The organism is Ruegeria sp. MALMAid1280 (assembly GCF_049195285.1).
Classification (GTDB): domain Bacteria; phylum Pseudomonadota; class Alphaproteobacteria; order Rhodobacterales; family Rhodobacteraceae; genus Ruegeria.
Genome location: NZ_JBMIRT010000059.1, coordinates 39112 through 52958 on the forward strand (window position 1 = coordinate 39112; position 13847 = coordinate 52958).

Genomic DNA, 13847 nt, shown 5'->3' on the forward strand with positions numbered 1-13847 from the left:
GGTCTTCATGGTGCAGGCAGTAGCGTTGCCCCGAAACGAGGCCGGGATTGAAACAGCTGTCGGCATTCTGAAGCAGAAGTTCGGCGATCGCCTGCAAACCGGTCAGGCGATCCGCGAACAGCACGGCCACACGACCACATGGATCGAAAACCAGTGGCCGGATGCGGTGGTGTTTCCGCATTCGACCGCAGAAGTATCCGAGATCGTCAGAACCTGCGCCCTGCACAAGGTGCCGGTGATCCCCTTTGGAACCGGCACCTCGCTGGAGGGGCATGTGAATGCTCCGGCAGGTGGTATCTCGGTGGACCTGAGCCAGATGAACAAGGTGCTGGCTGTCCATGCGGGCGATCTGGATTGCGTCGTGCAGCCCGGCGTCACGCGCGAAGACCTGAATACCCATCTGCGCGATCAAGGCCTGTTTTTTCCCATCGACCCCGGTGCCAATGCCTCGCTGGGTGGAATGGCGGCAACGCGGGCCTCGGGCACCAATGCGGTGCGCTATGGCACGATGAAGGACAACATCCTCAGTCTGGAAGCGGTGATGCCGGACGGGCAAATCATCCGCACCGGGCACCGGGCCAAGAAATCCTCGGCCGGGTACGATCTGACCCGCCTGCTGATCGGGGCCGAGGGCACGTTGGGCATTATCACAGAACTTACCCTGCGCCTGCAGGGCATCCCTGAGGCGATCACCTCGGCCCGGTGCTCCTTTCCAACGGTCGATGCGGCCTGTCAGGCGGTGATGGTGACGATCCAATATGGCGTGCCGGTGGCACGGATCGAACTGCTGGACGAATTGTCGGTCAGAGCCGCCAACGCCTATTCCGGGCTGGACCTGCCGGAAACGCCGCTGCTGCTGCTGGAGTTTCATGGTTCCGAGGCTGGTGCGGTCGAGCAGGCCGAGACATTCGGTCAGATTGCCGAAGAATTTGGCGGTACGGATTTCGCTGCCACCTCGACCACCGAAGAGCGCAACAAACTGTGGCAGGCGCGGCACGACATGTATTGGGCCAGCTTGCAACTGCGCCCCGGCGCGCGCGGCATCTCCACCGATGTCTGCGTCCCGATCTCGCGCCTGGCGGAATGCGTCGCGGCGACGCGTGCCAAGGCGCAGGAGCTTGGCTTATTGGCCCCGATTGTCGGGCATGTGGGTGACGGGAACTTTCACACTCTGCTGCTGATCGACATGGAGAATGCGGACGAGGTGGCCAAGGCCGATGGCTTTGTCGGCTGGCTGAACGATCTGGCGATCTCGATGGAAGGGACCTGTACCGGCGAACACGGAATCGGGCAGGGCAAGCGACCCTATCTGGTTAAGGAACTGGGCCCGGCGGTCACCTATATGGCGGCGATCAAGATGGCTCTGGACCCGGATAACGTCATGAATCCGGGTAAAATTCTGCCGTCCACATGATTGTTATCCGCACCGAAATTCCGGCGTTGCAGCCATAAGACCGCCCCAATTTGGGTCTATCTTTCGCAAAAACGAGCAGTGATTGATTTCGGATATTCAGATGGATGGTTTGCGGATTCTTGGGTTTGTGATGATCATAGTCTTGGTCATCATCGGTCTGGACTATTATCAACAGGACAAAAAACACGAAGGCACTTTGTCCGCCAATGGCTATGTGGACACGATCAAGCATCGCTTTGCGCAGCAGCAGGTCGAGCGTGATGTCAAAGCCGCCGAGCGGGAACGCAAGAAGTTGTGGGAAGCGGGTGCAAAACCCCATCTTCCCGCCTCTACCAAAGAATGGATGCGGTACGAGTTGACCGATGCGGGTAACGAAGACGTTGCGACCGCGATCACAGAATATGGCATGACGCCTCTGATCAGTTCCATTTCTAACACGGCAGAACTGATGAGCCTGACCAATGCTGGCAAGGACGGCATTCTGCGCAAACTCAGCAAGACGGGTGCGGTCTATGTACAAGGTGAGGAAATCGCCTGGTTCGATATCAGCCTGAAGCCGGAATCGGCGCGCAATACGCTGGCAGGGATCGCGCTGTCCCGGCAGCAGAATTTCATGGCACATGCCGTGATCAAGAAAGGATTCGCCGTCGTTGATGGTGTCGCCTTCATCGAGATTACTCAGGACACGACGTCTCCGGCTAAAGCGCTTGCGTATCGCAAGATCGTTGGGCGGATCGGGATCGACGAAGAGGTCGTCGTCAGGATGCACACCAATGCAAGCGACGCCTCGATCCGCGAGCTTTTAGGCGAGGTTGATTATGCGGCGCTGAATGCTTTGATGACCTTCCCTTCGCCTGTGGTGGGGAAGGGGCTATCGGTGCCGATGGCCCGGCAGCCGGAGGTCGCCACGAAAATGGACCGCCTGTATTCCAAAATGAAGATGGTTCAGGAGAAGACAGCCAGCAAAAAGCTCGAGAATCTGGATTTTGCCGCGGTTATGGTGAACGCGATGACAGCGTCGGGTTTCAACAGCGAAGGTCTGATGGACATCACCGGCGGAGAGGTTTTCGAAAATCAGGATATTCTGCAGATCGGTTATGGGCGGGCGCAGAAATTGCTGCTGGATTCGGATGAACGTCACGCCGCGTTGGATGGCCCGGCCGAACAGGACACCGCAGCAACGGATATTGCCGCTGAAGTGGATAACGCAGCAAAGGACGCCGCCGCCGAACAAGAGGCGCCTGGCTTTTTTAGCCGACTGAAAGACAAGCTGCCGGCGTTCGGGGAATCGGAACCCAAAGAGGCTGCGGCAACGCGCACAAAGGCCAGCCAACCGGTGCGTGTGCACAAGGGCGGGCTGGGTGGTGGCTGTGCCAAGGTCGGTAGCATCAAGCGGTGTTCAGTCATCGGGCAATAAGCTCAGATAGACAGATTCCGCCGCTCATATGCAGCGGCGGGGTCGTTTTCCTTCTCTCACTGGTCGGATGAATGTCGCGTTTGGCCCTGCAAATGCGCCATATGGTTCCAACAGATTCCAAGGAGAGACGTCCGGTTATGAAAACCCAAGTCAAAGCACTGGTCGTTGGCGGCGGCGCCGTCGGGACCTCGATTGCCTATCACCTGGTCAAGGCAGGCTGGGACGATGTGATGTTGATCGAACGGGACGAGCTGACGTCCGGATCCACCTGGCACGCAGCGGGCCTGTTGCCGCTGTTCAACATGTCCTATGCGACGACCCACATCCACAAATACTCGGTTGATTTCTACAAGCAGCTTGAGGAAGAAACCGGCCTGAACGCAGGTTTCGCCGTGGTCGGCAACCTGCGCATGGCGCAGACGCAGGAACGTATGGACGAGTACATGCTCTATGCGTCCACTGCCGAGACCTGCGACGTCGCCTATGAATGGCTGACGCCTGAGCAGATCAAGGAACGCTGGCCGCTGATCGAGACCTCGGACCTGAAAGGCGCGATCTACCACACCGAAGACGGCTACATTAACCCTGCCGATGTAACGCAGGCGATGGCCAAGGGTGCGCGTCAGCGCGGCGTCGAGATCGTTCGCAAGATGCAGGCCGACGCCTTCCACTGGACCGGCACCCATTGGGAAGTCACCTGCACCAAGATGGTGGAAAAGGGCGGCAACCTTGTTCCGTCAGATGAGCAGGTGGTGATCACCGCCGAACATGTCGTGACCGCATCCGGCAACCACGCGCAGCGCACCGCCAAAATGCTGGGCATCAAGATGCCCGCGATCCCGGTTGAGCATACCTTCATCGTCATGGACAAAGACCCCGAGCTGGTCAAATGGCGCGAAGCTGGCAACCCCGAACACCCCGTTGTGCGTGACGCCGACAACGAATCCTACGCGCGTGAGGAACGCGGCGGCTGGATTCTGGGTATCTATGAACACGGCGCACCCGCGCAGTTCGAGCATGGCGTACCGGACAGCTTCCGTGCCGACCTGTTCCCGCTGGATCTGGACCGGATCGCTGAACAGTATATGGCGATGGCCGAGCGTGTTCCGTCCTGTGCTGAGTCCGGCCTGAAAGACGATTTCAACGGCCCGATCTGCTACACCCCCGATGGCAACCCGCTGGTTGGCCCTGCTCCGGGCCTGCGCAACATGTGGCTGGCCGAAGGCTTCAGCTTCGGCATCACCGCAGCAGGCGGCACCGGCTATTATCTGGCGCAGATGATGGTCGATGGCGAAGCCGAGATCGACATGGCCTCGCTGGACCCCAAACGCTACAGCAGCAACTGGATGACCACCGAGTTCGCGGCCCGCAAGAACGAAGAGTGCTATGAGCACGTCTATATCCTGCACCACCCGGATGAAGAGCGCGCGGCTTGCCGTCCGCTGCGGACCGTCCCGGCCTATGACCGCCAGAAAGCGCGTGGCGCCCAGTTCGGTTGGGTAAACGGTTGGGAACGCCCCAACTACTTTGGCCCCGTCGATGCGCCTGAAAACTTCGACGAGGAAAGCCGTTCGTTCCGCCGTGGCAACTGGTGGCAATATGCCGTCGAAGAAGCCAAAGCGATCCGCGAAGGTGTTGGCCTGATCGACGCGTCGGCCTTTACCAAACACGTCGTCAAAGGCCCCGGTGCGACTCAATTCCTGGATTGGTTCACCTGCAACAAGCTGCCCAAGGTCGGTCGCATCAACCTGACCTATGCGCTGACCTCGCACGGCACCACCCGCACCGAATACACCATCGTCCGCAATGGCGAGAACAACTACTACATCGTCTCTGCCGGTGCCTGGACCGAGTATGACGCCGACTACCTGCGCAAGGCGGCTGAGGACAAGATGGAGGAGTTCGGCTATATCGAAATCCAGGACGTGACCACCCAGTGGGGCGTCTTCGCCATCGCCGGACCCAAGTCGCGTGACGTTCTGAAAGAGGTCATCAAGGACGCCGATCCGGAAACCGCGCTGTCCAACAAGCGCTTCCCGTGGCTGTCGGCCCGCCAGATCGAACTGGGTATGTGCCCGGTGAACGCGATCCGTGTGGCCTATACCGGCGAGCTTGGCTGGGAACTGCACCACCCGATCGAGATGCAGAACTACCTGTTTGACCTGCTGGAAAAAGCCGGTGAGAAGCACGGTATGAAGCTGGTCGGTGCACGTGCCCAGAACTGGCTGCGTCAGGAGAAATCCTATCGCGCCTTCGGCACCGAACTGGGCCGCGACGCGACCCCGCTGGAAGCCGACCTGCCGCGCTTTGTCGACCTGTCGAAAGACTTCTACGGCAAGGCCAAGCTGGAAGAGACCGGTGTGCGCGTGAAGTGCTGCACTCTGCTGATCGACGGACCGGACGATGCCGATCCGTGGGGCCGCGAGGCGCTGTATACGCCGGAAGGTGAGCGTGTGGGTCGTCTGACCTCGGGCGGCTACTCGGTAGCGTTCGAGAAATCCATCGGCATGGGCTACGTAAAGCCCGAGATGGCGGTCGAAGGCACCAAGCTGCAAGTCAAAATTCAGGACAAGCTATGGGATGCGGTCGTCACCTGCGACAGCCCCTACGATCCGAAGAACGAAACCATCCGCAAGGACGGCTGAACACACAAAGGCCCCGGCTAAGCCCGGGGCCTTTTGCTTTCGGGATCAGGCGCTCAGTTCATCGTAGCATTCCAGCGCCTTGGCGGCGTACATCATCGATGGCCCGCCGCCCATCTGTACGGCCATGGCCAACACATCGGAAAACTCCTCTCGCGTTGCGCCCGCTTTGACCAGCGCTTCGGTGTGAAGCGTGATGCAGGGTTCGCACCGGATCGCAATGGACATGCCCAAGGCGATGTACTCTTTGGTCTTGTAATCCAGTGTTCCGCCTTGTTTGACCGCAGCGCTGAGCGCACCGAATGCGCGGGTGGCATCGGGTATCGCGCCGTTGAGGTTGCGCAGACCATTGCGTGTGTCTTTGATCTTGTCCTGCCAGCTCATGTCATCATTCCATTTAATATCAGGCAAACGGAATATGTTTTGATGCGTCAAAGCGGGCCTTGATCTTGATCAGGTGACGGTCTTTTCCGCGACAAAGGCCAGATTGTTCGCAGGCATCTCGACGATATCGAGGACAATCAGGTTCTGCCCCGCCATCCAACCGGCAATGTCCTTGTCGTCCTTATATCCAATCTCGGGGTCTTGCTGGACCAGCGCGCTATGGAACCTATGGTCGCCGTCGCTGGTCAGTTGGCCTGAGCGTTTGAACGGCCCGTAGAGGATGAACCTTCCCTCGGGGGCCAGTGCCTGTGCGGTTTCGGCAATCAGTACTTGCGTTTCCTGCCAACTGATCAGATGCACCAGATTGATCAGAACGATCAGGTTCTGATCGGCGAACGCTTCATGCCACCCTTGCGCTGTTGCATCCAGTGCGACGGCGTCAGCGACGTTGGGCAGATCGGTGGCATAAGCGTCGATGCTGGCACGCCGATCGGGTTCAACTTCGGTCGGTTGCCAATGCAGGCCGAGCAAGGCTTGAGCAAAGGCGCTGACATGCTGGCCTGTGCCGCTGGCGATCTCCAGCGCCTGTCCGGTCGTTGGGGCCCATTGCGTCAGCAGGTCACACAGCGCCTCGGCGTTGCGGGTTGCGGCGGGGGCAATCAGCCGCCCATCCTGCCCTTCAGTGGCGACACTGGCATTGGACGGTAAAGGGCGTTTGGTCATCTGCGTAACCTTTCCGGGCTGAGGGCCGCAATCGTTTCCGCATCCAGGTCCGGCGCAGCACCGATCACGCGGTCCGCAACCAACTGCGACGCGGCCGGAGAGGTTTGGAACCCGTACCCGCCCTGACCGGCCACCCATATGAACGACGGGTCAGCCGGTTCCGGCCCCAGCACAAGGGTTCCATCGGGCGCAAAGCTGCGCAACCCCGCCCAGTTGGTTTCAACCCGCGTGACGGGCTCGGTGACCATCTCTTCGTACCGGGCCAGACCTTCGGCCAGAACCATATCGTCGGCATAGGCATCATGTGGCGGCACCGGATCGGCCTCGGACGGAGAAACCAGCAGCTTGCCCGCATCGGGTTTGGCATACCACGCCTCACCCACGCCCAGCATCATGGGCCAGTCTTTCACGTCATGCCCGCCCGGCGCAGGCAAGCGTGCCATCGACCTGCGTTTCGGAATGATCCCGATCGGGGCAATCCCGGCCATTGCTGCGACCTCGTCCACCCAGGCGCCCGCAGCATTGATCAGAGTATCTGCCTCGTAGGTGCCACCGGCCTCGATTATCCAGTGACGGGCTTTGCGAATGGCGGTGACCTTGGCTTTGGTCAAAACCTCACCACCATTGCTGCGAATGACGCGGGCGAAATCCTGCAGCAACCTGTCCGTGTCGATGTCGAACGCTCCATTGCTGATCGCGGCAAAACCCAGCGTCTCGAGGTTCAGGATCGGCACGCGGGTCTGTGCGTCGTCCGTGGTAATGACCTGCATGTTCAGATCTGCCACGTCCTGTTCGAAGGCCTCGCCCTGATCCTTTCCGCCAACCAGCATCAGCCCGCGCGGCGTCAAGTAGCCACCGTTTTCGGTGTGCATAAAACTGGCGCTGGCCCTGTTCAGCGCCACAACCGATGGCGGCCCATAGCTTTCTTCGAACAATGCGGCCGAACGGCCCGAGGCATGATAGCCCAGGGCCTCCTCGGCCTCGAGCACGGTGACTTTCCCGTGCTGAGACAGCCGCGCCCCGGTGCTGAGGCCTGCAATGCCGCCGCCGATGATCAGAAAATCAATCATGTGCCCCCTTTGGTCACGTGCTGTGTTCAGTGCATGAAAACGTCTGAAAACTTTAAGCAGGCTTGAATTTACGCATCAACCCATCCAAACAAGAACCAAGCAGAAACAGGAGGGCAGGGTGAGTACCGCAGACCTACACCCGATGGCCACGGGGCATATTCCGTCCTACGTGACCCAGGCGGACGGCAGTGATTTTCTTTTGACGTTCATGTTTATTTTTACCGTTGTCGTCATCATTCTGATTGGCGTGGGATATTTCACCCTGCACTCGATCCCCGAAAAGATCGCGCATGAATCCAACCACCCACAGTTCCAATTGGTCGGCATACTGGCCCTGTTGGCGCTGTTCACCCATAACGGTCTGTTTTGGGTTGCCGCCGTCCTGGTGGCAGGGTTCCAGTTCCCCGACGTTGCCGCCCCGCTGAGGGCAATCGCCGACGCGATCCGATCTTTGGGCAAACAGGACCCGCCCGAACCGGCGCCGACCCAGTCCGCCGAACCCGCCGCGCAGCAGGAGCAGTAAGACATGCTTGAGACATTGATGTGCGCGCTGGTAACGGTGCTGCCCGACTATCTGTTCCGCCGGTTTGTACAGGGCAAGCGGATCGGTCATGAAATCACGCTGTTTACCATGTGGTACGAGCTGCGCTGGGGCCTGACCACCTGTGCCATTCTGGCGCTGACGGTGATCACCACGCTGTTTTATTTCCACCCGGCCAGCAAGACGGCCGCTTCGTATTTCCGCACGGTGACGATCTTGCCGCAACTGGGTGGCCGCGTGTCCGAGGTTTACGTCTCCAACAACCAGCAGGTCGTCGCAGGCCAGCCGATTTTCCGGATCGAGGATTTCACCCAGACCGCCATGGTTGAGGCCGCCCATGCCCAGATCGCGCAGGTTCAGGCCTCGTTGAAAGTGGCGGAAACCGATCTGGCCGAAGCCGAAGCCGGGATTGCTGGGGCTCGCGCCTCGCTGGATCAATCGCTTGAGGATTTGGAGCGCAACACAACCCTGCGCGACGAAGGCTCCAGCGCCGTGAGGCTTGCCGAGATCGACCGGCTGGAAAACATGGTGGCTGAACGTGAGGCGCAACTGAGGGCGGCAGAGGCGCAGCGTGCCGCTGTCGTTCAACAGATCGAAGAGCTGATCCCCGCCCAACTGGTCAGCGCCAGCGCGCAACTGGATGCCGCGTTGACCGAACTGGACAAGACCGTAATCAGCGCTGGTGTGACGGGCCGGGTTGAACAGTTCGGTCTGCAGGTCGGTGACTATGTCAGCCCGCTGTTGCGCCCGGCTGGTATTCTGGTCCCGTCAAGATCGGGCCAAAACCGGTTTCAGGCGGCCTTCAACCAGATGTCAGCACAGGTTATCAAACCCGGTATGATCGGCGAGTTGGGCTGCATGACCAAACCCTTCACAGTGATCCCGATGGTGGTGGTCGAGGTTCAGGACGTGATCCCGTCCGGGCAAATCCGTCCAACGGATGAGCTGCGGGATGTGCAGGCCAACAAGGTGCCGGGCTCAATTCTGGTGTATATGGAGCCGCTCTATAAAGCCATGGCCGATGACATCCCGCCGGGCAGCAACTGTCTGGCCAATGTCTATACCGACAATCATGAGCGGCTGGAGCACGAGGATCTGGGCTTTTGGCACTCTGCCGCGCTGCACGTGATCGACACGATCGGTGTGGTCCACGCGGCAGGCCTGCGCTTGCGCCTGATCCTGATGCCGGTGAACACGCTGGTTCTGACGGGGCATTGAAGCTCGGCGTAAGCTGGAAAACTGCCATCAAGCGGCGGGTCATGCCCGCGGCTTGGTGGCGACCCACCCCATACCCCTTAGAGAGGAGCCTGCCGTCGCGTGTTAGGCTCGGGCTCGGGTCGTCTCGTTCGGACCTTAACGGTTCGTGCGCGGCGCGGCGGCAAAAGGCCGGATCACGCGGCGTGCTGTGACGCTCACAAACCTGACGCAGGGACTGTGTTTCAGGCGCTGCCAAAGTTTGCCCTTTTGGGCGGCTTGGTTGTGGAGGTGCAGATTACTCTGCGAGTTTGAACTCCACAAGGTCATCCAGTTTGTACCCGTGGTTGAGCAGTGCCTCGGTGACAAGAAATGGCAGTTGTTCGAGTGTTGGGAAATTCTTGGTATTTTCTACGCCTGCCAGATGTTGAGTCAAATTTCGTAACTTGCCTAACCCTACAATGTATATGGAATGATCAAGGGGTCCTTCCAAAAACCAGGCAGCCAGTCGATCTGTGATCAGGGGCATTGCGCCGGTCTGTTTATTCCGGTCCGGGTACAGGGCATTTGTATATTCAATTACTAAAGCAAACTGAACAGCGCCTTGACGATGGATCGATGCCCGGAGCGTTGTCGTCGTGTCATTTTGGGTGACGCCCCGAAACTTCTCACGCAGGATCAGTTTCCCTTCGACACGAACATACTGTCTGGGTTTTTCCGATGTTGCGGCGGTTTGGTAGAGTTTGAAGGGCGCGCGGAACAGTAAATCGCCGTATTCTTGCAGTAGTGTCTGAACCTGAGCGCGGTTTGCCAGTGCTTTGCCGTTGAGCCATCTGCTGACTTGCGTCTGGCTCACTCGGCACATTCTACCAATTTCATCTTGTGATTTACCGTGATTGACGGCGATGCGGATCAGTTCCTTGGTCTGGGGAAAGGGGTCTTTTTTGGTCTTGCCGCTCATATTCAAACCTTGAAAAGACCGGGGAGCGTTCGCGCCCCGGCGTGGTCCATTACTTTTTTACGGGCGCAGGCTTCCTGTTCGGATTCATCTGCGCGCCGCGATTGCCTTGGTTTTTAGCATGAGTTTTGTTTTGGCCCGGATTGCCCTTGTTTGCGTTTTTCATATCGGCGTTGTGATTGGGTTTCTTCATGTCATTCTCCTTTTTGGTCCAACATGAACTTTTTAGATCCGGCAAGTTCAGTCTCGTAAGGGTTCAAAACGGAATACTTCGGAATATTCGGGAATACTCTGACATTTCTTACCTTTTTCGCGTGGTTTCAGAAAAAAGCCCGCCGATATGGCGGGCTTTTCGATCGCGTTTGATTGCAGCTTACTGCGGGATTTCGCCTTCCAGCCCTTCGACATAGAAGTTCATGCCTGCCAGCGTACCGTCATCGGCGGTTTCGCCTTCGGCCAGCCAGTCGCTGCCGTCCTGCTTTTTCAGCGGACCGGAGAAGGGGTGGTATTCGCCCGCGGCCATTGCGGCTTTCATGGCCAGGGCTTCTTCTTTCACGTCTGCCGGTACGGCGTCGGAAATCTCACCGATCTCAACCATGCCTTCGCGGATGCCGTCCCAGGTGTTCACGGTCGCCCACGAACCATCCATGACAGCCTGGGTGCGCGCGATGTAATAGGGGGCCCAATTGTCGATGATCGACGACACGCGCGGGAACGGAGCGTATTCGCTCATGTCCGAGGCCTGACCGAAAGTGATTACGTTGCCTGCCTCTTGCGCGGCCGCCTGCGGCGCGGTCGAGTCGGTGTGCTGCAGGATCACGTCCGCGCCCTGTTCGATCAGAACGGTGGCCGCGTCGGCTTCTTTCGCGGGATCGAACCAGGTGTAGGCCCAGACAATCTTGAACTCGACATCCGGGTTCACCTTTTTAGCGTGGATATAGGCCGAGTTGATGCCGCGGATCACTTCGGGGATCGGGTAGGAGCCGATATAGCCGACGATGTTGGACTCAGTCATCTTTCCGGCGATGTGACCCTGAACAGCGCGGCCTTCGTAGAAGCGGGCAGAATAGACCGAGACGTTGTCGGAGGTTTTGTAGCCGGTCGCGTGTTCGAACTTCACGTCCGGGAATTTCTTGGCCACGTTGATGGTCGGGTCCATGTAACCGAACGAAGTGGTGAAGATCAGGTCGGCTCCTTCCAGCGCCATCTGGGTCATCACACGCTCGGCGTCGGGACCTTCGGGAACGGATTCGACAAACACCGTCTCGACCTTGTCGCCGAAATGTTCTTCCACGGCCAGACGGCCCTTGTTGTGTTCATAGGTCCAGCCGCCGTCACCCACCGGGCCGACATAGACGAAGCCGACCTTGGTCTTGTCTTCGGCCATGGCCCCCGAGGCCAGACCCAGCGCCACGGCGGCACTTGTCAAAAGTGTAGTGAATTTCATGTTTTACTCCCCAAGTTGGTTCAGTTGGCCCCTAGTGCGAGGCATGGAAGGTCCGGCCCAGTGCGGCAGGTGCGCTGCTCTTGTCGGCCGAAAGGATCACAAGCACAAGGATCGTGATGATATAGGGCGACATTGCCAGATACTCGACAGGAATGGCAACGCCCGCTGCCTGCAAATTCAGCTGCAACACCGTGATTCCGCCGAACAAATAGGCACCCAGCAGGGCCCGCCACGGCTTCCAACTGGCAAACACCACCAGAGCCAGAGCGATCCAGCCAACACCGGCCGTCATGCCCTCGGTCCATTGCGGCACGCGGATCAGGCTGATGTAAGCCCCACCAAGGCCCGCGCAGGCTCCACCGAACAGGATCGCCATGATGCGGATTTTGATGACCTTGTAGCCAAGCGCGTGCGCGGCATCGTGGTTTTCGCCCACCGCACGCAGGATCAGGCCGACGCGGGTGTATTTCAGTGTGGCCCAGACAGCGGCAGTCAGGGCGATGCCGACATAGAGGATCGGATCATGCTGGAACAGGATCGGGCCGATTACCGGGATATCACTGATCACCGGGATATGGATTTCCCCCATGCTGGGCGGTTTGATCCCCACATAGCTTTGCCCCAGAAGCGCGCTAAAGCCCAACCCGAACAGGGTCAACGCAAGGCCACTTGCCACTTGGTTGGCCAGTGCAAACTGCGTCAGCAGCACGAACAGCAGGGACAGCACCGCGCCGCCAATGGCCGCCGCGATGAAGCCCAGCCAGGGCGAGCCGGTCTCGACCGAGATCGCAAATCCGCTGATTGCGCCGACGATCATCATACCCTCAACGCCGAGGTTCAGAACGCCTGCCTTTTCGACCACCAGTTCTCCGATCGCGGCGAGCAGAAGGGGGGTTGCGGCCACCATCAGAGAGGCAACCAGAAGTACGGGATTAATTTCACCAAGGTCCATGGTTACGCCACCTCGCTACGAGCCGCACGGATGCGGTAATTTGTCAGAAGGTCGAATGCCAGCAGGAAGAACAACAACATCCCCTGGAACACCTGAATAGCCGCGGCAGGCAGGCCCAGTTGGGACTGCGCGATCTCACCACCGATGTAAGTCAGCGCCATCAGGCCACCGGCCAGCAGGATGCCTACCGGATGCAGGCGGCCCAGAAAGGCCACGATGATCGCGGTAAAGCCGTAGCCCACGTTAAAGTCGATGCTGACTACGCCCGCGGGCCCCGAGACCTCGAACATCCCCGCCAGTCCTGCCAGAGCGCCGGACAGGCCAAGGCAGAACAGGATCAGGCGGGCCGGGTTCACGCCGGCGAATTTGGCGGCCCGAGGGGCCTCACCGGTCAGGCGGATGTGGAAGCCCAACATATGCCGGTTCAGCAGGACATAGGCAAAGATCACCGCGATCAACGCCGTCACCACGCCCCAATGCATCCCCGAACCTACAATCAACTCGGCGTTATGGGCGCTGTCATAGGATTGCAGGTTGCGCGAGCCTGGAAAGCCAAACCCCTCGGGGTTTTTCAGCAGCCCTAGCGAGACCGAGGCCAGCATTTGCTCGGCCACATAGACCAGCATCAGCGACACAAGGATCTCATTGGTCCCAAACCGCACTTTCAGAAAGGCCGGGATCGTTGCCCAGAGCCAGCCGCCGAACGCACCGAAAATCACCATGATCGGAAAGATGTACCACGCATCCAGAGGGTAGAAGGCCAGACCGGCCCCCGCGCCAAAGATGGCGCCCATGATATACTGCCCCTCGGCCCCGATGTTCCAGATACCGGCGCGGAAACCCAGCGACAGGCCGATGGCAATCAACACCAATGGCGCGCCTTTCACCAGCAATTGCGGGCGGTAGTAAAAGGCGAACTCACCAAACAGAGGCTCCCAGAAAATGGTTCCGATGGCCTCAACCGGGTTCTTGCCCAGAATGGCGAACAGAATGCCGCCGCACACCATCGTCGCCAGCACCGCGACCAGAGGGGTGGCATAAGACCACGCCTTGGACGGCTGCGGCCGTTTCTCCAACACAATCATCTGCTCATCCCCCACCCATT

13 protein-coding genes are annotated in these 13847 nt (G+C 59.2%); 5 read left to right on the forward strand and 8 right to left on the reverse strand.

From position 1 onward, the window contains the following. The first annotated feature begins 7 nt into the window (after positions 1-7). From ACOQFT_RS17065 to ACOQFT_RS17075, 3 genes are all read left to right on the forward strand, one after another. Entirely contained in the window at positions 8-1414 is a 1407-nt protein-coding gene (locus ACOQFT_RS17065) for an FAD-binding oxidoreductase (RefSeq protein ID WP_421599089.1), read from the forward strand. A gap of 130 nt (positions 1415-1544) precedes the next feature. After that, the gene (locus ACOQFT_RS17070; RefSeq protein ID WP_421599090.1) at positions 1545-2831 is read left to right on the forward strand and encodes a hypothetical protein; all 1287 of its coding nucleotides are present in this window, start codon (positions 1545-1547) and stop codon (positions 2829-2831) included. A gap of 137 nt (positions 2832-2968) precedes the next feature. Then, the gene (locus ACOQFT_RS17075) at positions 2969-5476 is read left to right on the forward strand and encodes a GcvT family protein (RefSeq protein ID WP_421599091.1); all 2508 of its coding nucleotides are present in this window, start codon (positions 2969-2971) and stop codon (positions 5474-5476) included. A 45-nt stretch (positions 5477-5521) separates the two neighbouring features. Here ACOQFT_RS17075 and ACOQFT_RS17080 read toward each other — a convergent pair whose 3' ends face one another. From ACOQFT_RS17080 to ACOQFT_RS17090, 3 genes are all read right to left on the reverse strand, one after another. Continuing rightward, positions 5522-5857, reverse strand: a complete 336-nt coding sequence (locus tag ACOQFT_RS17080) for a carboxymuconolactone decarboxylase family protein (protein ID WP_170440650.1) — start codon at positions 5855-5857, stop codon at positions 5522-5524. Between the two features lie 69 nt (positions 5858-5926). Then, on the reverse strand, positions 5927-6580 hold the full coding sequence (locus ACOQFT_RS17085) for a DUF938 domain-containing protein (protein ID WP_421599092.1): 654 nt from the start codon (positions 6578-6580) through the stop codon (positions 5927-5929). Further along, complete coding sequence (locus tag ACOQFT_RS17090; RefSeq protein ID WP_421599093.1) at positions 6577-7650, reverse strand: NAD(P)/FAD-dependent oxidoreductase; 1074 nt, start codon at positions 7648-7650, stop codon at positions 6577-6579. Before ACOQFT_RS17090 ends, ACOQFT_RS17085 begins: the two co-directional genes overlap by 4 nt. Before the next feature lie 118 nt (positions 7651-7768). On the opposite strand from ACOQFT_RS17090, the gene ACOQFT_RS17095 reads away from it, so the two are divergent. Together ACOQFT_RS17095 and ACOQFT_RS17100 are read left to right on the forward strand one after the other, a co-directional pair. Further along, on the forward strand, positions 7769-8173 hold the full coding sequence (locus tag ACOQFT_RS17095; RefSeq protein WP_421599094.1) for a hypothetical protein: 405 nt from the start codon (positions 7769-7771) through the stop codon (positions 8171-8173). Positions 8174-8176: 3 nt separating this feature from the next. Next, on the forward strand, positions 8177-9409 hold the full coding sequence (locus tag ACOQFT_RS17100; RefSeq protein WP_421599095.1) for an HlyD family secretion protein: 1233 nt from the start codon (positions 8177-8179) through the stop codon (positions 9407-9409). A gap of 274 nt (positions 9410-9683) precedes the next feature. On the opposite strand, the gene ACOQFT_RS17105 is transcribed toward ACOQFT_RS17100, so the two are convergent. From ACOQFT_RS17105 to ACOQFT_RS17125, 5 genes are all read right to left on the reverse strand, one after another. Beyond that, entirely contained in the window at positions 9684-10346 is a 663-nt protein-coding gene (locus ACOQFT_RS17105) for a helix-turn-helix domain-containing protein (protein ID WP_421599096.1), read from the reverse strand. 49 nt (positions 10347-10395) lie between these two features. Further along, entirely contained in the window at positions 10396-10536 is a 141-nt protein-coding gene (locus tag ACOQFT_RS17110; RefSeq protein ID WP_421599097.1) for a hypothetical protein, read from the reverse strand. Between the two features lie 180 nt (positions 10537-10716). Beyond that, the gene (locus ACOQFT_RS17115) at positions 10717-11790 is read right to left on the reverse strand and encodes a BMP family ABC transporter substrate-binding protein (protein ID WP_421599098.1); all 1074 of its coding nucleotides are present in this window, start codon (positions 11788-11790) and stop codon (positions 10717-10719) included. Between the two features lie 31 nt (positions 11791-11821). Then, positions 11822-12742 carry an ABC transporter permease gene (locus ACOQFT_RS17120; protein WP_170406899.1) on the reverse strand — a complete coding sequence of 307 codons (921 nt, stop codon included), beginning with the start codon at positions 12740-12742 and terminating at the stop codon, positions 11822-11824. A 2-nt stretch (positions 12743-12744) separates the two neighbouring features. Beyond that, a complete protein-coding gene (locus tag ACOQFT_RS17125) occupies positions 12745-13827 on the reverse strand; it encodes an ABC transporter permease (RefSeq protein ID WP_421599099.1) in 1083 nt (360 codons plus the stop codon). Between the last annotated feature and the right edge of the window lie 20 nt (positions 13828-13847).

Coding starts and splice junctions, on each gene's coding strand:
- ACOQFT_RS17065 (WP_421599089.1), top strand. CDS start 8: ATGGTGCAGGCAGTAGCGTTGCCCCGAAACGAGGCCGGGATTGAAACA.
- ACOQFT_RS17070 (WP_421599090.1), top strand. CDS start 1,545: ATGATCATAGTCTTGGTCATCATCGGTCTGGACTATTATCAACAGGAC.
- ACOQFT_RS17075 (WP_421599091.1), top strand. CDS start 2,969: ATGAAAACCCAAGTCAAAGCACTGGTCGTTGGCGGCGGCGCCGTCGGG.
- ACOQFT_RS17080 (WP_170440650.1), bottom strand. CDS start 5,857: ATGAGCTGGCAGGACAAGATCAAAGACACACGCAATGGTCTGCGCAAC.
- ACOQFT_RS17085 (WP_421599092.1), bottom strand. CDS start 6,580: ATGACCAAACGCCCTTTACCGTCCAATGCCAGTGTCGCCACTGAAGGG.
- ACOQFT_RS17090 (WP_421599093.1), bottom strand. CDS start 7,650: ATGATTGATTTTCTGATCATCGGCGGCGGCATTGCAGGCCTCAGCACC.
- ACOQFT_RS17100 (WP_421599095.1), top strand. CDS start 8,177: ATGCTTGAGACATTGATGTGCGCGCTGGTAACGGTGCTGCCCGACTAT.
- ACOQFT_RS17105 (WP_421599096.1), bottom strand. CDS start 10,346: ATGAGCGGCAAGACCAAAAAAGACCCCTTTCCCCAGACCAAGGAACTG.
- ACOQFT_RS17110 (WP_421599097.1), bottom strand. CDS start 10,536: ATGAAGAAACCCAATCACAACGCCGATATGAAAAACGCAAACAAGGGC.
- ACOQFT_RS17115 (WP_421599098.1), bottom strand. CDS start 11,790: ATGAAATTCACTACACTTTTGACAAGTGCCGCCGTGGCGCTGGGTCTG.
- ACOQFT_RS17120 (WP_170406899.1), bottom strand. CDS start 12,742: ATGGACCTTGGTGAAATTAATCCCGTACTTCTGGTTGCCTCTCTGATG.
- ACOQFT_RS17125 (WP_421599099.1), bottom strand. CDS start 13,827: ATGATTGTGTTGGAGAAACGGCCGCAGCCGTCCAAGGCGTGGTCTTAT.